This window comes from Photobacterium sanctipauli, assembly GCF_003026495.1.
GTDB classification, from domain to species: Bacteria; Pseudomonadota; Gammaproteobacteria; order Enterobacterales; family Vibrionaceae; genus Photobacterium; species Photobacterium sanctipauli.
Map to the genome: position 1 here is coordinate 83,060 of NZ_PYMA01000015.1, position 25,253 is coordinate 108,312.

General features: G+C 46.5%; 24 protein-coding genes and 1 pseudogene. 10 read left to right on the top strand and 15 right to left on the bottom strand.

All coding sequences use genetic code 11. The annotated features are described in order from the left end of the window. The first annotated feature begins 365 nt into the window (after positions 1-365). Positions 366-2,495, top strand: a complete 2,130-nt coding sequence (locus C9I98_RS19715; protein ID WP_107272389.1) for a KAP family P-loop NTPase fold protein — start codon at positions 366-368, stop codon at positions 2,493-2,495. A 109-nt stretch (positions 2,496-2,604) separates the two neighbouring features. Here C9I98_RS19715 and C9I98_RS19720 read toward each other — a convergent pair. From C9I98_RS19720 to C9I98_RS26580, 3 genes and pseudogenes are all read right to left on the bottom strand, one after another. Beyond that, a pseudogene (locus C9I98_RS19720) lies at positions 2,605-2,894 on the bottom strand (tyrosine-type recombinase/integrase); the annotation flags it as partial. An 11-nt stretch (positions 2,895-2,905) separates the two neighbouring features. Next, complete coding sequence (locus tag C9I98_RS19725) at positions 2,906-3,571, bottom strand: ankyrin repeat domain-containing protein (RefSeq protein ID WP_107272390.1); 666 nt, start codon at positions 3,569-3,571, stop codon at positions 2,906-2,908. Between the two features lie 142 nt (positions 3,572-3,713). Beyond that, positions 3,714-3,890 (bottom strand): hypothetical protein, encoded by a 177-nt coding sequence (locus C9I98_RS26580; RefSeq protein WP_158262700.1) that lies wholly within the window; start codon positions 3,888-3,890, stop codon positions 3,714-3,716. A gap of 78 nt (positions 3,891-3,968) precedes the next feature. Here C9I98_RS26580 and C9I98_RS19730 point away from each other — a divergent pair, with 78 nt between their 5' ends. Then, positions 3,969-4,313, top strand: a complete 345-nt coding sequence (locus C9I98_RS19730; RefSeq protein WP_107272391.1) for an antibiotic biosynthesis monooxygenase family protein — start codon at positions 3,969-3,971, stop codon at positions 4,311-4,313. 84 nt (positions 4,314-4,397) lie between these two features. Beyond that, entirely contained in the window at positions 4,398-5,105 is a 708-nt protein-coding gene (locus tag C9I98_RS19735; protein ID WP_245907200.1) for an ArsR/SmtB family transcription factor, read from the top strand. 21 nt (positions 5,106-5,126) lie between these two features. Here C9I98_RS19735 and C9I98_RS19740 read toward each other — a convergent pair whose 3' ends face one another. Further along, on the bottom strand, positions 5,127-5,909 hold the full coding sequence (locus C9I98_RS19740; RefSeq protein WP_107272393.1) for an aminoglycoside adenylyltransferase family protein: 783 nt from the start codon (positions 5,907-5,909) through the stop codon (positions 5,127-5,129). A gap of 111 nt (positions 5,910-6,020) precedes the next feature. Next, positions 6,021-6,407 carry a RidA family protein gene (locus tag C9I98_RS19745; RefSeq protein WP_036828507.1) on the bottom strand — a complete coding sequence of 129 codons (387 nt, stop codon included), beginning with the start codon at positions 6,405-6,407 and terminating at the stop codon, positions 6,021-6,023. 149 nt (positions 6,408-6,556) lie between these two features. Here C9I98_RS19745 and C9I98_RS19750 point away from each other — a divergent pair, with 149 nt between their 5' ends. Beyond that, on the top strand, positions 6,557-7,114 hold the full coding sequence (locus C9I98_RS19750; RefSeq protein ID WP_036828509.1) for a sugar O-acetyltransferase: 558 nt from the start codon (positions 6,557-6,559) through the stop codon (positions 7,112-7,114). Between the two features lie 88 nt (positions 7,115-7,202). Here the strand turns inward: C9I98_RS19750 and C9I98_RS19755 are convergent, their stop codons facing one another. The 4 genes from C9I98_RS19755 to C9I98_RS19770 all read right to left on the bottom strand — a co-directional run bounded on the left by C9I98_RS19755 (position 7,203) and on the right by C9I98_RS19770 (position 11,473). Next, positions 7,203-8,525: an ethylbenzene dehydrogenase-related protein gene (locus C9I98_RS19755; RefSeq protein ID WP_245907201.1), complete on the bottom strand. Its 1,323-nt coding sequence runs from the start codon at positions 8,523-8,525 to the stop codon at positions 7,203-7,205. 10 nt (positions 8,526-8,535) lie between these two features. Next, a complete protein-coding gene (locus tag C9I98_RS19760) occupies positions 8,536-9,069 on the bottom strand; it encodes a cytochrome b (RefSeq protein WP_107272394.1) in 534 nt (177 codons plus the stop codon). 395 nt (positions 9,070-9,464) lie between these two features. Continuing rightward, positions 9,465-10,097: a response regulator gene (locus C9I98_RS19765; RefSeq protein ID WP_036828497.1), complete on the bottom strand. Its 633-nt coding sequence runs from the start codon at positions 10,095-10,097 to the stop codon at positions 9,465-9,467. After that, on the bottom strand, positions 10,094-11,473 hold the full coding sequence (locus tag C9I98_RS19770; RefSeq protein ID WP_107272404.1) for a sensor histidine kinase: 1,380 nt from the start codon (positions 11,471-11,473) through the stop codon (positions 10,094-10,096). Before C9I98_RS19770 ends, C9I98_RS19765 begins: the two co-directional genes overlap by 4 nt. A gap of 313 nt (positions 11,474-11,786) precedes the next feature. On the opposite strand from C9I98_RS19770, the gene pstS reads away from it, so the two are divergent. From pstS to pstB, 4 genes are all read left to right on the top strand, one after another. Next, on the top strand, positions 11,787-12,830 hold the full coding sequence (pstS, locus tag C9I98_RS19775; protein ID WP_036825030.1) for a phosphate ABC transporter substrate-binding protein PstS: 1,044 nt from the start codon (positions 11,787-11,789) through the stop codon (positions 12,828-12,830). 88 nt (positions 12,831-12,918) lie between these two features. Then, a complete protein-coding gene (gene pstC, locus C9I98_RS19780) occupies positions 12,919-13,845 on the top strand; it encodes a phosphate ABC transporter permease subunit PstC (RefSeq protein ID WP_107272405.1) in 927 nt (308 codons plus the stop codon). Further along, entirely contained in the window at positions 13,842-14,678 is an 837-nt protein-coding gene (gene pstA, locus C9I98_RS19785; RefSeq protein WP_036819999.1) for a phosphate ABC transporter permease PstA, read from the top strand. Before pstC ends, pstA begins: the two co-directional genes overlap by 4 nt. Before the next feature lie 50 nt (positions 14,679-14,728). Further along, complete coding sequence (gene pstB / locus C9I98_RS19790) at positions 14,729-15,535, top strand: phosphate ABC transporter ATP-binding protein PstB (RefSeq protein ID WP_036820011.1); 807 nt, start codon at positions 14,729-14,731, stop codon at positions 15,533-15,535. Between the two features lie 84 nt (positions 15,536-15,619). On the opposite strand, the gene C9I98_RS19795 is transcribed toward pstB, so the two are convergent. Further along, entirely contained in the window at positions 15,620-16,519 is a 900-nt protein-coding gene (locus C9I98_RS19795; RefSeq protein WP_036820002.1) for a helix-turn-helix domain-containing protein, read from the bottom strand. Continuing rightward, positions 16,516-17,388, bottom strand: a complete 873-nt coding sequence (locus C9I98_RS19800; RefSeq protein ID WP_036820005.1) for a MaoC/PaaZ C-terminal domain-containing protein — start codon at positions 17,386-17,388, stop codon at positions 16,516-16,518. Before C9I98_RS19800 ends, C9I98_RS19795 begins: the two co-directional genes overlap by 4 nt. A 380-nt stretch (positions 17,389-17,768) precedes the next feature. Between C9I98_RS19800 and C9I98_RS19805 the strand changes: the two genes are divergently transcribed. Next, the gene (locus C9I98_RS19805) at positions 17,769-18,407 is read left to right on the top strand and encodes a LysE family translocator (protein ID WP_107272395.1); all 639 of its coding nucleotides are present in this window, start codon (positions 17,769-17,771) and stop codon (positions 18,405-18,407) included. Positions 18,408-18,507: 100 nt separating this feature from the next. Here the strand turns inward: C9I98_RS19805 and treC are convergent, their stop codons facing one another. The 3 genes from treC to treR form a co-directional block, all read right to left on the bottom strand. Next, positions 18,508-20,190, bottom strand: a complete 1,683-nt coding sequence (gene treC, locus C9I98_RS19810) for an alpha,alpha-phosphotrehalase (protein WP_036818587.1) — start codon at positions 20,188-20,190, stop codon at positions 18,508-18,510. A gap of 67 nt (positions 20,191-20,257) precedes the next feature. Continuing rightward, positions 20,258-21,676, bottom strand: coding sequence for a PTS trehalose transporter subunit IIBC (gene treB / locus C9I98_RS19815; protein WP_036818589.1), 1,419 nt, complete (start codon positions 21,674-21,676; stop codon positions 20,258-20,260). Positions 21,677-21,882: 206 nt separating this feature from the next. After that, positions 21,883-22,827 carry a trehalose operon repressor TreR gene (gene treR, locus C9I98_RS19820; protein WP_036818592.1) on the bottom strand — a complete coding sequence of 315 codons (945 nt, stop codon included), beginning with the start codon at positions 22,825-22,827 and terminating at the stop codon, positions 21,883-21,885. 383 nt (positions 22,828-23,210) lie between these two features. On the opposite strand from treR, the gene C9I98_RS19825 reads away from it, so the two are divergent. Then, positions 23,211-24,377 (top strand): Card1-like endonuclease domain-containing protein, encoded by a 1,167-nt coding sequence (locus tag C9I98_RS19825; protein WP_036818594.1) that lies wholly within the window; start codon positions 23,211-23,213, stop codon positions 24,375-24,377. 17 nt (positions 24,378-24,394) lie between these two features. On the opposite strand, the gene C9I98_RS19830 is transcribed toward C9I98_RS19825, so the two are convergent. After that, complete coding sequence (locus C9I98_RS19830) at positions 24,395-25,075, bottom strand: Crp/Fnr family transcriptional regulator (RefSeq protein WP_036818596.1); 681 nt, start codon at positions 25,073-25,075, stop codon at positions 24,395-24,397. Positions 25,076-25,253: the final 178 nt, after the last annotated feature.

Below are 25,253 nucleotides of genomic sequence, written 5' to 3' on the forward strand. Positions count from 1 at the left end.
AGTATGCCATGAGCAATTGTGTGACTACTAAATATTATACGCATAGAAATAAGCAGCAGATGCTTGCCGACAATAGGCTGACTCGAAGATGGACAAAACTGTGTCAGCTACCTTGCTAAATTAGCAAAAAATGGATTAATTCAAGTGTTGAAAAACAAAAACGTTGTGTTTTTTCCTCGTGCTTGCCGTTATGTATTGGTGCCAATTTGGCTTGCGGGTGATGTATGGAGTCTACTTATCCTTTGCCAACCCAAACTGTATAACCGAACAAGAGCTAACACACTGTATAGATATTGATAGGTGTACTTTGCTTAAATAAGTAATAAAATCAATGTGATTTTACAGATTTCTCGTCGGGGCATTGCATGACATCATACCACAATGATCAACCTATCAACCGTTCGCAGCAAGACCAACTTAACCGATTCTCTTTTAGTAGGTCTCTAGCCAAGATTGCTGCCTTAGATGCTAATTCACCGTGCCTAACGATTTCCATTGAAGGTTGTTGGGGCACAGGCAAAACGTCCATCATCAACCTTGTTAAACAGAGCTTTGATGAGTCGTCTAACCCACCCATTGTGGTCCAATATAATCCGTGGGTTAATGGCAAACCCAAATCGTTGATAGAAGATTTTCTAGTTCAATTTACCTCACAACTTGGATTGGCAGATCACCCTGAGAAGGGGATGCAAGTAGCCAAAGAGTTACTGTCTTACTCTAAGCTTTTCAGCGTAGCGAAGCTAATACCTGGTGTTGAACCTTTTGGCTCGCTTGTTGAGAACATCTTCAAAGGTGTAGGTGAAGCTACGAAGTCACTGTCAGATTTGAAGAAATTAGATGTTCAAGCTCAAAAGGAAAAAGTAGTTGAATGCTTGCGTAATATCGATAAGCCAATCGTTGTCATAATTGACGATATTGACCGTCTGACGCCTAATGAATGTTTTCAGGTTTTACGATTGGTCAAAGCCATCGCCGATTTCCCAAGAACTACATTCTTATTAGCCTTTGACCCGGTGTACCTTCAATCTGTCCTTGCTGCAAATAACATCAGCAACTCAAGCCAATACATAGACAAAATTGTTCAGTTAAGACTACCGGTTCCACTTATTACAGAAGATGACCTGAATGCTTTGGTTGACACAACGCTTGAACAACTAGGCCCTGACTTTACGTTCGAGCATTATGAAGACGATAGGGAAAGGTTTACGTACATCTACCATAGATACATAAAAAAAATTCTGGACAGTCCACGTGATGTAAAACGAGCTGTGAACCACTTCAAGTTTGTATATCAACTAGTTAAGCACGAGGTTAGTACAACAGATTTGTTCATACTCTCCGTTCTTGCTACAAAGTACGGCAAGATATACGAGCATATTAAGAGTGAACCATACCAATATACGAGCCAACATAATGGGAAAAACTTCTGGCTAACCAGCACAGATAAAGAACAAGCAGTGCAAGAAGCTAGGGATCGACGAAGCAAAATATACAACTCTATGGATATGCCTAACGATAACCCCATCGAAGGGCTTCTTGAAGAGATTTTTCCGTCTATCGGAAGGAGTTTCCACTACAACTCTTATGGTGTTGACGACGCAGATGCGGCAGGTCGCGTTGATAGTATCGACCGTCTGTCAACGGCACTCCATATTGGTACTCCTCGCGGGCTATGCTCCGATGAGGATGTTCGCAGGTTCATTGAAAATGCCGAAGAGAACATGGATGCACTGGAAAGTGCTATAAACGGCAACGCAACCTCTCGCTTCTTGGAGCTATACGGGTTCCAGCTTGAGAATAAACAACATAACCCTGAGCACTGCATCGACAACCTAAGTAAGTTAGCTGAAGTATTGATGGCAAATAATCTATTCAATCAACCTAGCGACCTTTTTAGCGATATGTTTGTCAAAGTTAGCCATTATAAAGCTCTGTGTGGCCTTGTTCGCAAAATTGTCCGCATTGCCGAAGATAAAGTAACGTTATTGAATAAGGCCATAGATGAGCTAGCTCTACTACCATTCGTGTCCGAATCAGTACAGTTAATGGTAAGGCAACATACGGGCTCTTCTGAATCACAATGGCTTTCAGAGAGTGATGCGACTGCAGTCTTTGACACATACTCAGCTGCCGCAGAACAAGCTCTCACACAAAATCAGCTTAACTCGAAAATCCTTGAGTATCATGTTATATCGCCTCTTTGGGTAAGTGGAACAGAGACTGGAAAAAGAATTCTGAGTGCCATAGACCAGAATGATGTGCTACGAATAGGTTATCTTCTAATTGGTGAAATAGGTGCATCTTCTTCTAATGGTACTTATCTATCAGTCAATCTCGAGAAGGCCAGTTCTAGTGTTAATGTACTGACTCTAAAGGAAGAGGCGCAAACGCAACTAGAGTTAACTAAAGATCCGCTGGATAGAGCCATTTTGCTTAGTACTCATGATGGTCTAAAGCACTATGTCAGTGATGGCACTATTAAAAGCGACTTCTAATAAGTGCTGATAAGGCAAATTCGTATTAACATTATGTGGATAAGCTTTTAGTCTAAATTGATTTGGGGCACAGGCTTCTCAAAGAATCGAGAAGCCTGCAAAATCATACTTAGCAATCAGTTTGCTCCGAAAGCCTCAAGGCATCCTCTAGCTCAACACCTAGATAGCGAATAGTGTTATCCAACTTCGAATGCCCTAGCAATAATTGTACAGCCCTAATGTTCTTCGTCCTGGCATAAATGAGCGTGGCTTTGGTACGTCGCATGGAATGTGTCCCATATTATTTGGATTCAGGCCTAGCTTATCAGCCCAGCATCTGATGATTGAACGATAATACGAGTAGCTTATGGGCATCCCTTTTCGACGAGTACTTGGAAATAGGTAACTGCTTGCTTTCAAGTGAGGCTGAATTAGTACAAGTGACGGCTTAGTATCGATGTAATTTTGGTTAACCCTCTTTTTCTGGCATGCTGGATTGCAGTCATTCCATCTCGGTCGGCGATACCAGCATCGGCACCATGCTCCAGCAATAACTGCACTACTTTTTGATAGGTCGGGGTATCGCGACCCAGAATCGCCACTTCCAATAAAGCCGTCCAGCCAAGGTTGTTAACATGATCAATATTGGTACGCCCGTCGTTTAACAGTATTGCTACGGTTTCCAGATGACCTTTTTCAGCCGCAGGTATTAAAGCCGTACCACCGTAGTAATTAACCCTCTCAAAATCAACATCACCTTTTAGCAGAGCCTTAAGGGCATCATTTTTTCCTTTGGCGCCTGCCATTAAAAAAGGCGTGAAGTTTATAGAGTCGTAACTAGCGCGTTGATTTACATCGGCACCTTGATGAATTAGCCAGGCCACCATTTTGCCATCATCATTCTCGGTTGCGATATAAAGCGCGGATTTGCCGTCACTCGATTGAGCACTGATACATTCTGAGGTGGTAGATAGCGCCATTAACTCAGGAAGATTTCCTGAGGCTACGTTTTGCAGCCACTCATGGCAGTCAGTCTTTTTTGCTATCACTGATGCACTCATCAGAATTAAAACCAAGCCGAGTAACGTTTTCATCATTGACCTCTCTTAATTGTTCCGAACCAGAATCAGTTGTATTGCTAACCGATTGAGCACAGCCAAAATAACGAAAGTGCGTTACTCAAACCTTACCTGAGCATTACCGTATTGTAATGCTCTTCGCGGTAACACTATATTACGTTCAGCTTACTAGAAAATCAGCGATATAGAACAATGCACACATAGTTAAAGGCATCTTAGGCATATCGCGTGCAATACGGCATGTCCATGAGCACGCCATTTCATCTTCTTTCCACATCTGAAATTCCCCCTTGCTGACAGAGGTAAGGTTAGTCACGACTAGCTCGAACGACCACATTTCGTTCCCCAACGAAATATCACTATTTAAAGTCGTTATAGTAGACACAACTATTAAGTAAAATTGAATGAGAACAAAATGATTGCCGTAATTTTCGAAGTTCAAATAGCCGATGGTAAAACGTCTGAATACCTGGACATCGCCAATGATATCAAGCCATTACTATCAGAAATTAAGGGGTTTATATCAGTAGAGCGTTTTCAAAGCCTTACTAATGAGAGAAAGGTTCTTTCTTTGTCATTTTGGCAAGATGAAGAATCAATAAAAGAATGGAGAGCTTTGGAGTCACACAGGTTTGCACAATCAAAAGGACGTGGTGGTGTGTTCGAAAACTATAGACTAAGGGTTGCAGGTGTAATGAGAGATTATGGCATGCACAATCGCTCCGAAGCCCCAAAAGATAGTATCGAGGCTCACGGGTGATGTATCAACCGTTAGTAAGCAATTGATAGTTGCAACTAATAACTGTACTTTGATTGAATGACAGCGAGTTAGGCAACCTTAGATTTGAGCAAACAAAATACCTTTTCCACAGAATCAGAAAACTATAGCCAGGAAGAAGGCATGGCAGCACTAGCGGCTGCTATGTCGGACGCTTCTCGGATGAAAATTTTATGTGCATTAATGGATGGAAGAGCTTGGACGGCGACTGAATTAAGTGCCGTCGCTAACATTGCGGCATCTACTACCAGCTCTCACCTGTCTCGTCTGGTAAAAGCCAACCTTGTGACATGTTTATCACAAGGACGGCATAGATATTTTCGCCTTTACAGTAGTAGTATTGCCTCACTACTAGAAAATATGATGGGAGTGACTTTCCAAGCAAGCAACCCATCACGTTCAAAAGTACCTGAAGAGCTATTAAAAGCAAGGACCTGTTATGACCATTTAGCCGGTGAAATTGCAGTCAAATTGTACGACTCTCTAGTAACCAATGGTTGGATTGAAAATGATGGCAGTGACCTTACACTGCAAGGGAAAGAAAAACTGTTACAGCTAGGCATCAAACTTGATGCTAAAACCAAACGCAAGAAGTGTTGCCCATGCTTGGACTGGAGCGAAAGAAAATTCCACGTCGGCGGCTTTTTAGGTGCATCCCTACTCAACTTTTTTGAAAGCCATCACTGGATAGAAAAAGTGCCCGGATACAGAGAAGTGATTATTACACCCAAAGGTCACCAAGGGCTTCATCGGCATTTTCTCATTGATATATAGCTTCACTTTGTGAGAAGAAACTCATCGCTTATCAGTGCATATATTAGAGATTCTATCTTCTATATAAACAACTAACTCTTTAACTTGATCTTGTTTGTCTTCCCAAATATCGGGCACTTCACCTAGATAACCTAATCGTGCATAGCGCATCATCACACTGTGGTCCGGCTCGAGCATCGCTTCGGCCCATTGTGCTGCAGCATCTTTAGAGACAATTTTGCCATTAGCTAGGGTAAACCACATTCTCGCTAGTGTGAGTAAAACATTCCTTTCATCCCCCTGAAAGCTCTCAACTAAACCGGGAAGCGAATCTTTCATAGCCTTATAGATATAATTCATAGGTATAGGCTTGATCACTTCAGAGGCATCCAGCCCACTCAACGTTAAACTACTATCAAGCACTTTTTTAAGCACTATTGCCAAGTCTGCCTCGTTGCATGGTTCGTCAATGTGCCCATTCTCGAAGCTCTCTCTTAGCCACTCTCCATAAATGAACTCAAGCCGCGGTGGGTAAATAACCGGGTCAACACTGGTTCGTGTGACGATTGATATTTCTAGCGGCCTAACAAACTTGCCATTGCCAATACTTCCTGAAATATCTAGCAGTATAGCTACCAACTTTTCTTTTTCTTTGGCCGTCGGTTCTCGGTCAAGAACAACTAAAAGATCTACATCACTTTTAGGCTTTAGCCCACCCACTACTGTAGATCCAAATAGGTATATTCCAACAACTGAGTTGGAAAACAGCTCTAGTAAAGTCTCTTTTGCTTGCTTGGCTTCTTGCGGCAAAAAATTCTGATTCATATAATATTTTTACTAATTACATTTTATGAAAAGGGAGCTAAATTAAGCTCCCCTATACTTATCAGGCTATGAACATCGAAGTTCTTTTGGCATTTTCGCCTTTATATCAGCTTATGAGCAATTAATTGGCTGCTTACCCTGATACTCAGGGCCTGCTGCGGCAACGAAAGCCATTTCTACCAGTAAATCTGGGTTCGCCAGTTCGACCTTAACACAGGCACGGCTTGGTGCGCAGCCTTCTGGTAGCCAAGCTTCCCACGCCACATTCAAGGCGTCGAAGTTGGCAAAGTCCGTTACGTAAATCGTCACCGAAACCAGTTTTGACTTGTCGCTACCCACGCTCGCTAGCATCTCTTCTGCCTGAGCAAAGATCTGATTTACCTGCCCTGTCATATCGGCACTGGTATCTGCCTCGGCTACTTCAACAAAGTGCGCCATGCCGTTGCAAATTGTTACGTCTGACCAACGGGCTGTTGGGTTTATGCGTTGAACATCCATTCTCTATTCCTATCGGTGAAACTCTATTAATCACACTTGCCGATACAACAACTTACCGCGCTAGTAGCAAATGCTTGCCCCTAAAGCTCGGGTTAAGTTACCGTCGGGTAAAGTCTTTTAAAAATCGACACTACTTTATAGGGATGAAGATGAAAACTCAAAAAGAACGCATGTTGGCTGGCGAAGAATACTGCGGATGGGACGAAGAGCTGATTGGCGATCGCACCCGTTCTAAAATCGTGGTCCAGCGCTACAACCAGCTGGCGGTCGAGAAGACAGAAGAAGGAAAGGCACTACTTAAAGAGCTGATGCCAAACTGTGGCCAAGTACCTCATGTTGAGCGTCCTTTTGCTGTCGAATTTGGCTACAACATCAAGTGCGACGAAAATGTTTTCATCAACCATGGCTGCAACTTCCTAGACTGTGCTGAAATCCGTATCGGTAAAAACGTGTTGTTCGCGCCGGGTGTCACCATTTCAGCCGTTACCCATCCGCTCAATGCCCTGCAGCGCGATGCCGGTATCGAATACGCCGAGCCTGTTATTATCGGCGACAGCGTCTGGGTTGGTGCCCACGCCGTTATCGCCCAAGGCGTCACCATTGGCGATGGTGCCGTGATTGCCGCCGGAGCTGTCGTCACCAAAGACGTACCAGCCTACACCTTGGTTGGCGGTACACCAGCCAAGGTTATTAAAGAGATTGAGTAAAGGCTTGTGCTAAAAAAATCCCCCGAATAGCTCGGGGGATCCACCTTAATCAGCTCTACAAGGTAAATGAGTAATTAAACAACAAGGCTTACTTAAGGGTTTGGCTTACCACGTCCCCTTTTGCATCGTCACCAATGCCCACGGTGAACGGGAAAGTGACATAGTGATAACGGGTGGTTGTTTGGCCGTCATGAATGGCGATATTGAAATCATAGGTACCACCGACTTCCATGATCTTGTCATCTTCCGGGAAGCCTGTATCTAGCTTGCGCTTGAAGATAACGGTGTACTTGCCATCATTCCATTCAGAGTGAATTTCATTATTCGCCCCGGCAGAGCCTTCAGCAGCACGATTTAGGCGGCCCTGGAGCATCTGGCCTTCTTCAATCTTACTGGCATCGTATGGCATGGTGTTCACGCCCTCTATCAGCGCAATGTTCTTGCTTAGATCCGTCAAGTCTTCTGGGTTTAATGCATAGAAACCAGTCACTGACTTATCGTACATGAACTTAGGTAAGCCTGTTTTCTTATCAAAGTTCCAAGTGAATACCGTTTTACCGGCATCGTTTAAACGGTATTCCAGTACATAACCATCGTCGGCACTGCCTGTTGGGGCAGAGCGGGTTGAACGCCACTGCATCAAATCGACAAACTTGCCGTCTTGCTTCAGCTGGTCGATTTCTTCGCGTGTTTTCACCTTGTCCCAGCTCTCGCCATATCGCTCTGTACGCGTATCTGGCAGGTACTTACGTATATCTTTCTGGTTCAACCCGTCCATGCCAATCACCTCTAGCGCTTGCACGTCGCGCATGGTGGCTTGGCCAATATCACGCATCCCTCGGTGGCAAGACATCCAACAGCCTTGCTGGGCAAATTCATCAACACTGCCGTCATCAATCATGATTGAGAAGCGATCTTCGTAGATCGGCGTATAAGGGTTTTTACCACGATCACCGCCGATGATGGTCCACTTGCCGTTTTCAAACAACAGCGTGTCATGGATTCTTGCAGGGTAAGGCATTTGAGTTTCCCACGTTGCCTTCACGTAAAGGTGCTCATCATCATTGGCGAACTGAAAATCAACGTCGATCGAGCCTGCTTTTCCGGCCATTTTATCAAGGCGGTCGTGCTTGATAAGTTGCTCGCCCAAGCCACGCTCTTCTCCGCTGTGGCAGCTGGTGCAGGTTTTGGTGTCAAAATCAGCCCGCTCTGTCCCCTTGTGGGCTGGCGAGTTAATCCAGTCGTAGGTGATCAAACCCGGAAAAAACATGGTCTTCTCGATAACGGGAATTTCATTCCAATCAATATCCGGCTTCACATCGTAAACGCTCATGTTATAAGCGTTAGCATTCAGTGCAGCACCTGATAATAACGCCAATAGCACACCACGCCCCATGATTGTTGGCTTCATGAACTTTGCCTTAAGCATTTTTCTTTACTCCCATCATGCGAACCAAAGTGCCGTCTTTCAGTGCAACTTGGTGGTAAATCGTGCCAATACAGTGCATAGCAACCAGTAAATAACAAAAGATTTCGAGGAAGGCATGAATTTGGTAGGCAAACTCAATCAAGCCTGAATTACGCTCTGCAAAACCGGGAATGGTGAACATACCGAATACCACAGTGTCCTTGGCTTTCGCCAAGCTAATTAGCAAACCCGATAAGGGCATGCCAAGAGAGATGGCATACATCGAAAGGTGGGCAGAGTGGGCAATGAATTTTTGAAGCTGTGTGCCTTGGGCTGGCGGCTGGCCTACCCAATTGATCCATGCAATACGGGCAGCAAAAATAACCAGAACCACGACGCCAAGAGATTGGTGAAGATTAAAAGCGAAAGAGTCAGGGATCGGTTCGAACAACATAATAACCATGGCGACTATAAACGCGATAGCCGACACGATATGCATCACCTTACTCCCTGTACTGAAATGCTCAGTGGGTACAGATACCTTCATAAGTTTTTTTCCTAAGGTTGTTAAAATACTTTGTTCTAACTCTTAGGGGGTATTTTAATTTCTTGGTATCTATTTGATGATTGATAATAATCAATTTCTATTCCGGACAGAATTTAATTATCAGGGAATTGTCATAACCAGTTATATTTATTTTTAATTTTAAACAGAAAGTTTTAAATAAAAATTCCAGATTAATTAGCTTCACCGTTTATTCTTCATTCTGATAAATAAATTTATCAGCTCAATTTTCAGTAAAAGAGTAAATGTGATATCGTTCAATAACACCAGGTGTTCATTGGGCACCTTTTATTTTGATCAGTTCAAAAAAACGCATCCGGCTGGATGCGTTATTAGGGTCTATACCCAAGCGACTTGGGTGTATCTTCAACCGCACTTTATTGCAACATACCCGAGTACACTTGCAAGCCCGTTTTAGTTAGCGAGTAGACGCGCCCTTCCCCCTTGCTTACCAGGCCGCTGTTGACCAGCTGGCGCAAGTGGAAGTTAAATTTAGTGTGATCTTCAATCCCGACAACACGGCACAAGTCCATAAATTTCATCTTGCGATGGATCTTAAGTTGTTTGACGACCGAACGGCGGATTGGGTTCGACAGCGCACTGAAGATCAAGTCATTGCTTCGCTCATCAAGCGGTGATTTGGGTGATCGCTCGGCGTGGACTCTTCTCAAGGTGACTGACAAAGCCGCCAAGTTAAAGGGCTTGGTAAGAAACTCGTCCGCCCCTTTTTTCATGGCATCAACTGCCACATCAACGGTTGCAAACGCCGTGGTAATTATAATGCCGATATTCGGGTGCAAACGGCGCAGCGTGGTCAGCGCTTCAATGCCTGTCATGCCCGACATCACCACATCGAACAACGCCAAATCAAAATGTGCATTGGTGGCAATGTCGAGGGCATCCTCGGCACTGTCGCACGCTGTCACCTCGAACAACTCCAAGGTCAGGGCTTCCACCAGCACTTCACGGAGTTGTTGGTCGTCTTCGGCAAGTAAGAGTTTTAACGTCATGGCATTTTCCTAGGTATTCGAACGGCTACGGTCAGGCCGTGTTCATTGTTGTGCAGCGCAATGTCGCCGTTATGCTGCATAACTATCTGTTTGGCAATGGCCAAGCCCATTCCTGTCCCTTCCCCTTTGGGCTTGGTGGTAAAAAAGGGCTTCATGGCTTTTTCAATAAGTTCATCACTGATACCTGTACCACTATCGGCAATGGTCACAATGGCATCCAATTTGTTTTGGTAGCCACTAATCGAAATTTTCTTACTTTCAGCACAGGCATCAATGGCGTTGCTTAGCAGGTTAGTAAATACTTCCTCAAGTAAGCCGGCATCACCGGAAATAACGAGGCTCTCATCAATACTCAGCTCAAGGTCAAACCCTTCTAACCGATACTGGTTGAGCGAAACCGATGAATTAATCACTTGCGCCAAAGTCACATCAACTCGCTCTATCGGCCTATGATGGGCATAGTTCAGCACTTCCTGGCTGATCTCTGCTGCCCGCTCCAATCCATAGCGGATCCGGCCAAGTTGGCGCTGGTGCACCTCGTTATCGGGCAGATGGTGTTCAAGCAAGTCGCAGCTCATCATCGCGCTACTTAGCGGGGTTTTGATTTCATGGGACACCGCCGATGTTAGCTCACCAAGCTCTTTAAGTTTGGCGTCTTGCAGTGACTGCTGCAATGCCGCTTCAATCTGATTATTGCGCTCGCGATCGAAAATGCGCAGTGCGTACCAGAGCGAGACCAAAATACCGATAGCACACAAGGTGCGAACAAATAAAACCCATAAGCCAAGCTCCACCATCAGTACACCCGCGCTGATGCCATAGCTTATCAAGGCAATCCCGGTAAGCTTGAAGGGCAATGAAGCACCATGGCCTTCCACTTCGAGTTCATTGGCGTAGCTGTACATTGCCATGCCTGACAATACCCCGGCCCCAAGGCCGAAAATCCAGCGGATGTGGTTCGCCGTAACGTCTAGGTAGGTACGGTATTCCTGATCCCCATAACGAACCACCAAGCTAATCACAAATGCTGCTAGCACCAACATTGCAACGCACTTTACCCATTGCACAAGTGGCCAACGGGTGATCTCCAACATCTTCCAGGCGAACGCCCCAAGGGCAATATAGGAAAGCCACAACTTAATCACCTTGAAGGTTGCCAATGCCGTAGTGAGCCGGTACTCCTCTTGGTAGATTTCAAAGTAAAGCTCAGACCATTCGTGCAACCCGTGGATCAAGCCAAAAAGCGCTAATATTGGCAAGGCTTCAGCAATGCTTATCCGACTCTTGCTCAGATCCTGAAACAGGATAGCAAAGAAAATAGCAAAGAATGCTAATCCGTAGGCAAGGTAGATATTAAAAGTGATGAGTATATCCATGGCAGTTAGTTTAATGAACTTGCCGGTTGTCATCAATTGGACGTCGCACTTTTGTGTGCCAAGTTATTTCTGTGAAGTTTATTTATCATCTCAATTTTCATTACGATAATTGTTATTCACGCCACGGGGTATTTCGTCTCACTTTAATAAACTTGTCATATTCGATTTCTAATCTCGCCTTCGTTGATTGGGCAGCACCCTTTCACAGTTTGAATTTATTTCAAATCCTTAGTTTGTTTGAACGCTAACTAATTTGGCCTATTTAAATTTTTAAATAGGCCATCTCAACGACATTTGATATCGGAGATATACCGTGAAGCTAATCAAGTCAGCTCTTGTGACATCAGTACTGATCGCTGCATCATTCGGTGCTTCAGCCAATACAACAATCAATGGCGCAGGCGCGACGTTCCCTCACCCAATCTATGCCAAGTGGGCGGAACAATACCAGAAGGAAACAGGTATTCAGATTAACTATCAAGCCATTGGTTCTGGTGGTGGTATCCGCCAAATCACAGCTAAAACCGTTGATTTTGGTGCAACCGATGCCCCGCTAACAATCGAAGAACTTAATAAAGAAGGCATGCTTCAGTTCCCAATGGTAATGGGCGCTATCGTTCCCGTGGTTAACGTACCGGGCATTGATGCTGGCGAAATGAAACTGACGGGTAAAGTACTTGCCGACATTTATCTAGGAAACATCAAGGCTTGGAACGACCCAGCCATTGCTGCACTTAACGAAGCTCTTGAGTTGCCTAACCAACCTATTTACGTGGTTCACCGTTCTGACGGCTCTGGTACCACATTTAACTTCACTGAGTACCTTGACCAAGTCAACGAAGAGTGGAGCGAGACAATTGGTGTGGGTAAAGACATCACTTGGCCACGAAAAGCGACAACGATCGGCGGTAACGGCAACGCCGGTGTTGCTAACTTCGTCAACCGCACCCGTGGAGCCATCGGCTACGTCGAGTACGCCTTCGCTAAACAAAACGACCTGGCTTACACCCAAATGGAAAGCCGCGACGGTGAATACCTAATGCCAACAATGGAGACGTTCCAGGCAGCTGCCGCTAACGCAGACTGGGATAACGCGCCTGGCTACCATCTACTACTGAACAACCAACCAGGCAACGCTTGGCCGATGACTGCCGCCACTTTCATCCTCATGCACGAAGAGCAGGCTGATGCCGAGAAAGCACAGAAGATTATCGACTTCTTCGAGTGGAGCTACACCCAGGGTGAGTTTGCTGAAGAGCTAGACTACATCCCGATGCCAGAAAAAGTAGTGAACATGGTTAACGAAACTTGGAAAGAAGGCCTTAAGTCAAACGGCCAAGCCGTGATTACTAAGTAAATTAGGCCAGAGATAAGTCACTTAAATTAAGCCTCTGTGCCTCTTGAGTTCACACAAGCGCACGCACAGAGGCTTATGAATGATCATTATGACGACATTAACGCTTAAAAAAGTAAACGGCGACTCAGTGTTCACCAAGCTGAGCTTTACGAGTGCCCTGCTTATTTTCGTTACCCTTGCGGGTATTGTTCTTTCTTTGATTGAAGGCGGCTGGCCGGCATTCAAGGAGTTTGGCCCAGGCTTTGTATTTCGCAATATTTGGGATCCTATTAATGGTGAATTCGGTGCCGCTGCCGCAATCTACGGAACGCTGGTCACTTCGCTTATCGCTATTGTCATTGCCGCGCCGATTGCTTTGGGCACCGCGATTTTCCTCGCCGAGCTGACACCGAAATGGGTCAGTGTTCCTGTGAGCAAGGCCATTGAATTATTGGCTGCTGTACCAAGTATTATCTACGGTATGTGGGGCCTGTTTGTTTTTGTACCTTGGTTCTCTGAAGGGTTTCAAATGTGGGCGGGCATGAACCTGACCGGGCTACCAATTATTGGCCAGTGGTTCAATGGCCCACCGATTGGTATCGGGCTGCTGAGTGCCGGCATCATCCTTTCTTTCATGATCCTGCCAATCATGACGTCCCTAACCCGTGATGCGCTCAAGTCAGTGCCTAACGTACTGCGTGAAGCCGCCTACGGAACAGGGGCAACCCCGTTTGAAGTGATCACCAAAGTACTGCTGCCTAAAGTGAAAAATGCCACCGTGAGTGCCGGCATTCTGGGTTTAGGTCGTGCGCTGGGTGAAACCATGGCGGTTGCCTTCGTGATCGGTGGCGCTAGCCGTATCGAATTTTCGTTCTTTATGCCTGCAAGTTCGATTTCATCGACCATCGCCCAGCAGTTCAACGAAGCGACTAACCCTATGCACATTGCCTCGTTGATCGGCCTTGGTGTTGTGTTGTTTATCATTACCTTCTTCGTGATGGGCTTCGCTCGTCGCTTGTTGAGAAAGTCATCATGAATGCTAGAAAAATAAAGAACTACCTGTTCCTTGCATTCTGTACCCTGTCTGCGGGGTTCGGGGTGTTTGTGCTTGCTTCAATCCTCTACACCTTAATTGGTGAAGGTGTTAAAGGCATGAGCCTGGCGGTATTTACCGAAATCACGCCTGGGCCAGGTAGTGACGGTGGTTTGAAAAATGCCATCTACGGAAGCTTGAAGCTAACAGCCATTGGGATCTCGATTGCTGCCCCTATCGGCGTATTGGCCGGTACCTGGCTTGCCGAAGCTGACAAAAACAACAAGGTGGCGGAATCGCTTCGCTTCTTGAACGGCATGCTAATGAGTGCGCCTTCTATCTTGGTCGGCCTATTCGTGTACGCCATTATTGTCGTCCCAACCGGCGGCTACTCGGGTTGGGCTGGTGCGATAGCCCTGGCGGTACTGGCACTGCCTGTGATTGTGGCATCCACCGAAGAAATGCTTCGCCTAGTCCCACCCACGCTCAAGGAAGCTGGCAGTGGCGTGGGCGCACCGAAATGGCGTGTTATTACCCAACTCAGCTACCGAGCAGCGGCACCGGGCATCATTACCGCCATTCTATTGTCGGTTGCCCGAATTTCAGGTGAAACAGCCCCGCTGCTTTTCACTGCTCTGAACAGTAGCTTTATGACCACAGATATGGGTAAGCCAATGGCGAACTTGCCTGTGACGATTTACCAATTTGCCATGAGCCCATATACCTCATGGCAGGAGCTGGCTTGGGCCGGCGCACTGATTATTACCACCTTTATTCTTATTGTTAACGTACTGGCGACGATGTTGCCGCAACTATTGAGAGCGCGAAAATCATGAACACGGCAGCAGCACAAACAATGAATGACTCTGCGATTAACGGTATTTCTATGAACACCAGCGTACTGGATGCAGCCAATGTTGAAGTGGCAGTCAACCCAAGCCACCGTATGGAAATTCAAGGCTTGAACTTCTACTACCAAAAAGGGGGGGAAGCGTCGCTGAAGTCGGTCTCGATGCCGATCTACAAGAACCGGGTCACAGCACTGATCGGCCCATCGGGTTGCGGTAAGTCTACCCTGCTCCGCACCATGAACCGTATTTATGATCTTTATGGTACTCAGCACGCCAAAGGTGAGATCCTGCTTGATGGCAAGAGCATTTTCTCGAACACCGATGTGAACGAGCTGCGCTCGAAGGTAGGTATGGTCTTCCAAAAACCCACTCCGTTCCCGATGTCTATCTACGAGAACATGGCTTTCGGCCTGAAGATCCAAGGTAAGTTGTCTAAAGCTGAAATCAAAGCACGGATCGAAAAAGCGCTTAAACGTGCCCACCTATGGGAAGAGGTGAAAGACAAGTTGGATGCGGATGCCAACGGCCTATCCGGTGGCCAGCAACAGCGCCTGTGTATCGCCCGTACTATCGCGCTTGAGCCTGAAGTTATCCTGATGGATGAACCCACTTCGGCGCTTGACCCAATTGCTACCGCTGCAATTGAAACCTTGATCACCGAATTACGCGAGAAGTACACCATTGTTATCGTGACACATAACATGCAGCAGGCGATGCGTATTTCTGATTACACCGGCTTCATGTACCTCGGTAAATTGGAAGAGTTTGGCAAAACCGACAAGATTTTCCACGCGCCAAATAACGATCGTACTCGCCGCTACATCTCAGGTGACTTCGGTTAATCACTTAGCCAGACAACGAAACCTTCCCGTATGTTTCACCATATCGGGAAGGGGTTTGTCTGTAATTTTTGTTTATATAAATGGTTAAATCGACTCCACCCCACCATAGACATCCACCACCAAATCACGCTGCTTGGCGTATTGCTTGGGCGTCGCACCGATATGGCTTTTCAAGTAGCGGATCAAGTGCGGCTGGTCGCTAAACCCAAACTCATGGGCAACGTCAGTCCAATCAATGTCATTCGCATCGAGCTGATACAAAGAGGTGAGCAAAGCATCCAGTTTATTCATCGACTGGCACTGTTTTAAGGTAATACCCGTTGCTCGCAAAAAGCTCCGCTCCAATGTGCGCTGCGAACAGTGCAGGTGATCGCCCAATTGCGAAATAGGGATCTCAGCTAACGATTTGTCACCCTTCAATTCAACTCCCGACAGCCGTTCCCCCAAATACGGTAACGCCTGCTGCACCAGTTCAAAGTGCCTGTCTGGTGTTGTCGTTTGGCACAGTGGTAATAGAAACTGCTCCAACAGCTGATAGCATCCCTTGGGGTCTGAATTTGCCATTGCTAGCAACAACGATTCATCTGCAGATGTAATACCCAGCCATTCGCTGAGATCGGCAACCTCTGTTTGATTACATTCTGGCTGTGCGGCCTGAAGTGCAAAGGCATACAAGGCGCCGGGATGGAACTTAACCCCTAGCAGCTTAAAAGGCTCTTCATGCTCCATCTGGTCGGTATGATCCATCTGATAAGTCGCGCTATGCGGGTATAGCCAATGTGTTCCCTTCCCTTGAAGGGTTAGCTCAGCACTGTGGTAATGATAAGCCTGTGCTTTGGGGGTGATAAGCAGGTGGGCGCAAGGATCGGGATTCAATTTAGGGTACTGGCTGCCTTCCATCTCGGCCGTGCGCTGCAAGAACCAATAGCAGTCAACGTATTTGGCAACCTGCGGGTTTTGCGGTTGGTGCAGCCACAGGTTCATAATGTCCCCCTTTCATGACGGCAAGATGCTCGTCCCTCATTGCTTAAGCTTTCACCAGCCACGATTTTATCTTCTGTTATGATCTTTCCCTCAACCAGCACCTTGCCATCACGCTTGACCAACTGAACCTCGCTCCCCGCTTTTTGGATAACGACCTCACAAGGTAGCAAAGCAGGCCGTACAAAAGAGAATGATGCGCGGCGACAAGGCTGTTCCATAGCAGCCATTAGCCGTGCCACCGAGTACATGCCATGGATAATAGGCGCAGCAAAGCCAAATGGCAGTGCCGTAAGCTTATGCAGGTGAATAGGATTATAGTCGCCAGAAACCCTAGCATAGCCTCGTGCAACCTTTGGGGTTAGCGTCATTGATGCTAGTTCCACCCATATCTGCTGGCGTTCAGGGGCGGCGTGCTCTGAACGCTTTGACTCAACCTTCGCTTGGTTGGCGGCTTTTCGAACCAAGCAACGACTACGGTAGCTCGCGGCTAGCTCATCACCATCATACAATTCACCGACCAACTCAAACTCTAAGCCCTTGTCAGTTTCAAGTTGCTCACCAACAGATAATTCAAACTCGTAAGCATGACGGGTGAGTATTGGGGCATACTGTTCGAAGCCCACCCCGACGTGCACCATTCCTAAGAGAGGCAGCGATACTTCAGGCTGGGTAAGCAGGTGTAGCTGAGCCGATTGGGTGGCGACAAATAAGTAGCTTAGCGGTACATCACCATTTTCAGATACAAAGCTGTGCTCAGATGCAAAACCGCAATACTTCGAATATTGCGAAACCTTACTGTCCTCAAACACCAAATGGGTAACACGAAAAGAGCACGCAGGCAGAGGGTCGATTTTGCCTCTTTTAAACATCGCCTTCAGCATAAGCGACGACAAAGAGGGGATTTGTTTTATTGATAAGCTATTCATACACAAGTGAGGCATTGAAGGTTGCGGCATGGTGAAGTCGTTCCTGAAATTTCAATCTTTAGTATACCTAATTTTCTGGCTCACCCGACTAAACAGGATAGGTCGATTTGGTGTATCCCCACATGATCAATTACTGTGATCAATACAACCAAAACAATTAACATTTACCCATGAATATATAAAAGCAAAACACCAAAAGAACACAAACCCAAACAATAAAAACAAAACAGGATTAAAAACCAGCAAACAAAACACAAGCCATTCAATTCCCCTGCCATTACCGCTAGAATCCAGCACCTTGTAAAATCTAGCACGTAATTATCATGATCGACTTTTCTGTTTTGCCTGTTTACCTAACAGCTGTTGTAGCCCTCTTACTGATCCCTGGCCCGGATATGCTGCTTATTGCCAGTTCTAGCCTAAGCTACGGTAAAAAAGTCGGCTTGTTTGCCAGCCTTGGAAATGCAACCTCAGGGATCATCCTTACCCTACTTGCAGCCATGGGTGTATCGGCACTGATTGCCATGAACCCTATCGCCCTACAAGTTTTACGCGTGCTTGGTGGTGCCTACCTATTAAAGATGGGCTGGGACTGTATGCGAACTCAACCATCAGAAACCCCGGACGTGGAGCAAAGCAACAGCTTGGCTGCGACGCTGTACCGCCGAGCGGTGATCAGCAACTTGCTTAACCCGAAAGCACTGATTTTCTTTGTACTGTTTTTGCCACAGTTTGTTTCCACCCAAACATCGGCGACATCGGGTGAACAAATGCTGGTACTGGGCTTATTGCTTAATGTGCTGGGCCTGCTGTTTAACCTGTTCTTGGTTACCATGATTGGCTCTCTTGGCCAGCCGCTGCTAAAAAATGAGAAATTCCGTACCAACCAGCATAAGTTCATGGGCTTGATCTTCTTTGTTCTGGCTATTTGGTTACTGGCGTCGCAAGTACCGACGGTTTAATTTGTCCGGTTTATACAGGGTTACCTCTCTGATGTTCAGATAATAAAAAAGACGCCGAAGCGTCTTTTTTATTATCAAGAAAGGCTGACAAATAACTTTCTTAGCTTTTGTTAATTAGAATGGTACGTGTTTCGTATGGCTTCAAACTAATAGTTGCTGTCTGCCCCTTACCTTCTGAAGCCAAATAGTTGGAAAGCACACATTCACCACTTTCAACATTTAACTCAACCGGTAAATGACACTCAACACTTTCGCCATAATAGTTGTTCACGCATAGCAGAATTTGATGTTCAGATTCGCGCTTGAAACAGAAAATGCGATCGTGCTCTGGCATCATATCGGTGTAATCACCCGTGGTAATGACATCAACTTCTTTACGCAATGAAATCATACGGCGGTAGAAGTGGAATACCGAATTCTCATCGGCCACCGCCGACTCCGCATTCACCTCTGGGTAATTGGCCGCCACCTCAAGCCAAGGTGCCGCCTTAGAGAAACCGGCATATTCGCTGGTATCCCATTGCATTGGCGTGCGCGAGTTATCACGCGACTTTTGCGCCAAGATAGCCAGCATGTCCTGCTCTGAAACACCCTGCTCATTGACCATGATGTCGTACATATTGGTACTTTCCACATCGCGGTATTGCTCGATAGAGGTGTAACCTGGGTTCGTCATACCAATCTCTTCGCCTTGGAAGATATAAGGCGTGCCCTGCATCATGTGTACCGATGCACCCAACATTTTCGCAGACTCAACACGGTAGTTTTGATCATCACCCAAGCGACTCACCACGCGGGGCTGATCGTGGTTACACCAGAACAGTGCCCCCCAGCCATTGCCGTTCAGGCCAGTTTGCCAATGGTTGAAAATCGATTTCAACTGGTGGAAATCAAACGGTGCCTTGGTCCACTTCTCGCCATTCGGGTAATCGACCTTCAAATGGTGGAAGTTAAATACCATCGACAGCTCTTTGCTATCGTTGGCAGAATACTGCTGGCAATGCTCAAGGGTGGTTGATGACATCTCGCCAACCGTTACCGAGCCATATTTTTGGAACACTGCTTCGCTGATTTCTTGCAGGTACTCGTGTACACGCGGGCCATCAGTATAGAAGCGACGACCATCGCCAATATCGTCGTTCGGGAAATCCTGCTGTTTGGAAATCAGGTTGATCACATCCAAACGGAAGCCATCGACACCCTTTTCGGCCCAGAAGCTGATCACGTCTTTCACTTCTTGGCGCACTTTCGGGTTTTCCCAGTTCAAATCCGCCTGCTCTTTAGCAAATAGGTGAAGGAAGTACTGGCCCGTCGCCTCATCCATCTCCCAGGCGTTGCCGCCGAACTTCGACTGCCAATTGGTCGGCTCGGCACCATCAACCGGATCTTTCCAGATGTAGTAGTCACGGTATGGGCTGTGCTTGTCGCCAAGTGCCGACTGGAACCAAGCGTGTTCTGTCGAGGTGTGGTTAACCACGATATCCATCACCACCTTGATACCCTTCTGGTGCGCTTGAGCCAGTAGTTCATCAAAGTCGGCCATGGTGCCAAATTGCGGGTTAATGGCGTAATAGTCAGAGATATCGTAGCCATTATCGATCATCGGTGATTGGTAAACCGGCGTTAGCCAAATCGCATCCACACCTAATTGTTTCAGATAATCGAGCTTCGAAATAATCCCTTTAATGTCGCCCGTGCCCTTGTCACCACTATCACAAAAGCTTTTAGGGTAAATCTGATAAATAGTCGCGGTACGCCACCATTCAAGTTGCTCTTTCATCATATAAGCCTGCACACTAAAAAATAAATCAAGAAAATAGCCAGCAAGGCTGGCTATTAATATAAGTCACTTACGCTACTGCTAGCTCGCCTTTTGCTTCAGCGCGCTTGTACATAAACAAGGTCAGTGTAATTGGAACCGCAATCGCAACAGCCATCGCAACAAGGAAAATCATCCAATATTGTGGTTGAATCGATAGGATGCCCGGCAAGCCGCCCACACCGATACCGTTAGCCATCACCCCTGCACTACCACAGATTGCTGCCGCCAAGCCTGAACCGATCATGGCACTAAGCATTGGGAACTTGTATTTCAGGTTGATACCGTACATAGCTGGCTCAGTTACACCAAGGTATGCTGAGATCGCCGCCGGTACAGAGATTTCACGCTCATTCTCTTTCTTGCTGATAATGATAATAGCCACTACCGCCGATGCCTGAGCAATGTTTGAAAGTGCAATTAGCGGCCAGATTGGTGTACCGCCCATTGATTGCATCAGCTGCAGATCAACGGCGTTCGTTGTGTGGTGGATACCGGTGATCACGAGCGGCGCATAGAAGAAACCAAACACCATTGCCCCCAGAATCGCGAAATCACCTGTCATTGCAGCTTGCGCGGCATAACCAACACCGTCACCCAGCATACGACCAAACGGTCCAATAAATGCGTGCGCCAGTACCACAGCAAGAATGATAGAAACAAACGGTACGATCACTAAGTACAGGTAAGCAGGAATAATTTTCTTCAGGTTGGTCTCAATCAAGGCCAGTGCAATACCCGCCAGCATTGCTGGGATCACCTGGGCTTGGTACCCCACCTTCTCAATAACAAACAAGCCGAAGTCCCACGTCTCTGGTACTTGCTGGCCTATCAGGTAAGCGTTCATTAACTGAGGCGATACCAAGGTGACACCCAGCACGATACCCAGGATCGGTGTACCATCCAGTTTCTTCACCGTAGACCAACACACGCCCACCGGCAGGAAGAAGAAGATAGCTTCACCTATCAACCATAGGAACGAGTGAACCGTTGCCCAGAACTGGCTGATTTCCGTCAGTGTTTGGCCATCGAACATGCGGATGTCGCCAATCACATTACGGAAACCGAGGATCAAACCACCCGTAATAATGGCAGGTAGCAATGGAACAAAAATCTCAGCAAGGTGGGAGATACCACGCTCAAGCCAGTTCATATTCTGACGAGCCGCCACTTTCGCCTCATCTTTGCTTGCTGAGCTAGCCCCCGTTGCTGAGGTCAGCATCTTATGTACTTGGTCTACCTCGGTGCCAATCACTACCTGAAACTGTCCTGCATTGGTGAAACACCCCTTCACCATAGGAATTGCTTCGATAGCCTTGATGTCCGCTTTGTCTGTATCTGCCAAAACAAAACGTAAACGTGTCAAACAGTGGCTAACGCTCGCGATGTTCTCGCTGCCACCGATCAGCTCAACCAAACGGTCAACTTGCTGCTGGTTAATCTTACTCATGCCGAAGTCCATTGTTATTAAAATAGGAATATTGTATGAATGCCGCACAAAATGGGAATGTTCCCACTCGGTAGAAACAATAATTCCAGAGAATCGCTTTCATTTAAATGGGAACATTCCCACCGCGTGAGATAGCTCACAAGTTAATTATACTCAGCACACCCATTTTGCAGGTAAGCTAAGTACAATCTGCTACACCAATACCGTTAAGATGTCGGCTGTTGAATAAGGTGGGTAACCGATTCTTGCCCTGCCAGCTGCTTAATCAATAGCTGGGCCGATGCTGCACCGGCTTCATAGTAACCAGGGTCGATACTGAAGGTATTTGGGAAAAGAAAAGACAGCAGATCTGTGGCTCCTACGCCTGACACCTTAATATCAGTGCGGCCAAGATCTTGCAATCGCTTGGCAACGCCCATTGCCAAGGTATCACTGGCACAGACAATGGCTTGCGTACCATCGGCTAAGACATCATCGGTGATCTGATATGCGCTCTCATAATTCAATTGGCCTGTTTGAAAGCGCGGTTCAATGCCCATGGCCTCGCAGCTTTCTTTATAGGCATTCAAACGCATCAAACCGGTGGTTTTATCGCTTGGATCCACCCCGATATAACTGATTTCTCGGTTGCCCTGCTCCACCAGCTGCTTCATCGCCAGCTCAATCAAACCCTTGTGGTCATAATCGACCGAAGAAATCGTATCGGTATCGACCGCTATCACTACCGCCTTATTACCCAAGGCTTCGATAGCCGATAAATCGCAGCCAGAGAAACCAAACACGATGACCCCATCAACATGGCGCTTTTTCAGCACCTCTAAATGCTCATTGGTTTTGTTGGCACTGAATTGGCTTTCCATGATCACCGCATCATAGCCCGCACGGTAGATGACATCGAGAATACCGCTGACCGCTTTGTTTTCCGATGGTGAGTCAAGGCGTGACAGGATCACGCCAACTACTTTTGCACTACCACCGCGCATCGCCTGTGCAGACTTCGACGGCACATAGCCGGACTCTTGGATCACCCGCTCAACCTTTTCTCGGGTCTCGGGTTTCACCTTGGGATCATTGGTCAACACACGTGAAACGGTCGACTTTCCCACACCGGCTAATTTGGCAATATCTAAAATAGTGAGCTTTTGGGTCATAATGATGTCTATATAGAAGATTCGTCAGTATTGTCGCTTTCAAGTCAATAATTTCAATCTTTTTTTGGCTTCTCAAGTTCAAGACTCAGACCTCAAGCTGACCAGAGTCCGAAAAATGTTAAGTTTCTGCATTTTTTCTGACATTAACTTACATTACGCAGACATAACTTGATGTTGGTTCGGTTAGATTGGAGTCATTGCTCATGCTGTTCTTTATGCAGTTTATTGACTTGAAAACGGCAAAAACAGACCAAATGTATACTATTAATCCTAAACAATGTTGTTTAGATAAATAAAGCGACAACAGCCAGACCCGCGCACAGGCATCCAATTTCGAATTTCTATTTTGTGCCGGCAGAGCTAAGGAACGCTTAAGGATAATTATGATTACTCACGTTGGCATTATCGATCAGGATCCTGTCAGGCTGATCACCCCACTGCTCGACCACGGCATTCCAGCCGATAAGATGATTTTCATCGGCATTGAGTCTCAGCGCGAACAATACGATCGCCTAGCCTCAATCCTTACCCCTCGTAACATCGAGGCTGAGTTTTTCGTTATTCCTGATTCAATCAATATCACCTGTATTCGCAAGCAAGTTATTGAATTAGCAGAAAGACTAAAACAGCAAGACTCCGATGTCTGGTTCAACTCAAGCTGTGGCCTGCGTCACCGCCTGCTATCCGCCTATGAAGTCTTCCGTACTTACCACTGGCCAATTTACGTTATCGAGCCTTACAGTGATGAGATGTGCTGGCTCTACCCGGCTGACCGCGAGCAGCAGCAAGTTGAAGACCGCATCCAGCTTGAAGATTACCTAACCATTTTCGGTGCGCGCTCCGAGTTTACGGAAAACCTGGTACCTGAGTCGCTCAATGACCAACTTTGGGAGCTCGGCCAACGCTGGGCAGGTTCAGCCTTGGAGCTTGGTCCGGGCTTGGCTACCCTCAACTACTTGGCAACCACTTGCCGAAAAGAACAGAAATTAGATGTTGCCCTAAGCGAGAAGCAACAAGGCTATAAAGAGCTCGCCATGCTACTCAATGATCTGGAAGAAACTGGGCTGGCTACCTACCAAGATGGCGTATTAACCTTCAAACACGAAGAAGCCCGACGTTTTGCCAATGGCGAATGGCTAGAAAACCTAGTACATAGCACGGTACGCGCTATCCAAAATGATCTACCTACCATTCAAGACCACTCTCTGGGCGTGCAGGTTTACCGCAAGATTGGCGATCGCGAAGTACGTAACGAACTTGATGTCGCGACCGTGGTAAATAACAAGCTCCACATCATCGAATGTAAGACCAAGGGCATGCGCGATGACGGCGACGATACCCTTTACAAGTTGGAATCGCTGCGTGATCTACTTGGCGGCCTACAAGCACGCGCTATGCTAGTTAGCTTCCGCCCGCTTCGCCACCATGATTTGGTACGAGCGCAAGATCTTGGCCTTGCCATTATCGGCCCAGATCAGCTGGGTGACTTGCAAACTCACCTGCACAACTGGCTAAAAGATGCTGGTGGTCATAGCCATAACATTGCTTAATGATCTAAGTATTCAAGCTAGCCAGCATTAAAAATATCAGGGGTTAGATCCACTGATGCACACAGTGATGGGATATCGGTAAGCAAAATCTGGTTACCAAACTCACTGATATAACCGTCATCTTTGAGCTTTTTAATTGCTCGGGATAAGGTCTCAGGTGTCATCCCTAGCTGTGTGGCTAATATCTTCTTCGTCACAGGTAGCGTTATCTTTCCATCGCACCTTTCTTGCGTGCGATAGATTTCAGCCAACCTCATGACTAACCTCTGGTTCGCATTAACTTGGGTTAAGATATTGACCGTATTCATCAAATGATGAATGCGGTTACTCATATAGCTCATAACCTTCGCAGAAAGCGCTGGTGAGCCCGTGAAGATCTCTAATACATCAGCATAATGAAAAGCCGACAACTCGGAGTCTTGCTCGATACGCGCACTCATCGGGTACACCCTCGGGCACATGAACATCGCCATCTCAGCAATAAATTCGCCAGCCATAAACACTTTGAAAAGCTTTTCGTCACCGTTTGGCATCAGGCGGTACAACGTTACCTTTCCCTTATTAACCAAATACATATGTTGAGCATCTTCATCTTGTCTAAATAGCTCATCACCTGTTTTGCAGCACACCACTTTTTTTCTAGAAAGCAGCTTTGTTCTCTGCTCATCGCTCAATAGTGAAAATATCGACCCCGGCATCTACTCTCCCTAGCTTGATAATAATCAAGCATGAAATTCCACCTCACACTATAAGATACAAATAATAATCATTATTACTTGATGTTCAACAATCATAGGTTGATAAGAGAGTCACTAATGGAACAAATCAGCACCAGCTTCAAGTGGATTACTGTATTAGCCGTTATTGCATTCTTTA

Excerpts from the sequence above, each read along its gene's own strand:
- C9I98_RS19715 (WP_107272389.1), top strand. The coding sequence starts at position 366 with ATGACATCATACCACAATGATCAACCTATCAACCGTTCGCAGCAAGAC.
- C9I98_RS19725 (WP_107272390.1), bottom strand. The coding sequence starts at position 3,571 with ATGATGAAAACGTTACTCGGCTTGGTTTTAATTCTGATGAGTGCATCA.
- C9I98_RS26580 (WP_158262700.1), bottom strand. The coding sequence starts at position 3,890 with ATGTGGTCGTTCGAGCTAGTCGTGACTAACCTTACCTCTGTCAGCAAG.
- C9I98_RS19730 (WP_107272391.1), top strand. The coding sequence starts at position 3,969 with ATGATTGCCGTAATTTTCGAAGTTCAAATAGCCGATGGTAAAACGTCT.
- C9I98_RS19740 (WP_107272393.1), bottom strand. The coding sequence starts at position 5,909 with ATGAATCAGAATTTTTTGCCGCAAGAAGCCAAGCAAGCAAAAGAGACT.
- C9I98_RS19745 (WP_036828507.1), bottom strand. The coding sequence starts at position 6,407 with ATGGATGTTCAACGCATAAACCCAACAGCCCGTTGGTCAGACGTAACA.
- C9I98_RS19750 (WP_036828509.1), top strand. The coding sequence starts at position 6,557 with ATGAAAACTCAAAAAGAACGCATGTTGGCTGGCGAAGAATACTGCGGA.
- C9I98_RS19755 (WP_245907201.1), bottom strand. The coding sequence starts at position 8,525 with ATGAAGCCAACAATCATGGGGCGTGGTGTGCTATTGGCGTTATTATCA.
- C9I98_RS19760 (WP_107272394.1), bottom strand. The coding sequence starts at position 9,069 with ATGAAGGTATCTGTACCCACTGAGCATTTCAGTACAGGGAGTAAGGTG.
- C9I98_RS19765 (WP_036828497.1), bottom strand. The coding sequence starts at position 10,097 with ATGACGTTAAAACTCTTACTTGCCGAAGACGACCAACAACTCCGTGAA.
- C9I98_RS19770 (WP_107272404.1), bottom strand. The coding sequence starts at position 11,473 with ATGGATATACTCATCACTTTTAATATCTACCTTGCCTACGGATTAGCA.
- pstC (WP_107272405.1), top strand. The coding sequence starts at position 12,919 with ATGACGACATTAACGCTTAAAAAAGTAAACGGCGACTCAGTGTTCACC.
- pstA (WP_036819999.1), top strand. The coding sequence starts at position 13,842 with ATGAATGCTAGAAAAATAAAGAACTACCTGTTCCTTGCATTCTGTACC.
- pstB (WP_036820011.1), top strand. The coding sequence starts at position 14,729 with ATGAACACCAGCGTACTGGATGCAGCCAATGTTGAAGTGGCAGTCAAC.
- C9I98_RS19795 (WP_036820002.1), bottom strand. The coding sequence starts at position 16,519 with ATGAACCTGTGGCTGCACCAACCGCAAAACCCGCAGGTTGCCAAATAC.
- C9I98_RS19800 (WP_036820005.1), bottom strand. The coding sequence starts at position 17,388 with ATGTTTAAAAGAGGCAAAATCGACCCTCTGCCTGCGTGCTCTTTTCGT.
- C9I98_RS19805 (WP_107272395.1), top strand. The coding sequence starts at position 17,769 with ATGATCGACTTTTCTGTTTTGCCTGTTTACCTAACAGCTGTTGTAGCC.
- treC (WP_036818587.1), bottom strand. The coding sequence starts at position 20,190 with ATGATGAAAGAGCAACTTGAATGGTGGCGTACCGCGACTATTTATCAG.
- treB (WP_036818589.1), bottom strand. The coding sequence starts at position 21,676 with ATGAGTAAGATTAACCAGCAGCAAGTTGACCGTTTGGTTGAGCTGATC.
- treR (WP_036818592.1), bottom strand. The coding sequence starts at position 22,827 with ATGACCCAAAAGCTCACTATTTTAGATATTGCCAAATTAGCCGGTGTG.
- C9I98_RS19825 (WP_036818594.1), top strand. The coding sequence starts at position 23,211 with ATGATTACTCACGTTGGCATTATCGATCAGGATCCTGTCAGGCTGATC.
- C9I98_RS19830 (WP_036818596.1), bottom strand. The coding sequence starts at position 25,075 with ATGCCGGGGTCGATATTTTCACTATTGAGCGATGAGCAGAGAACAAAG.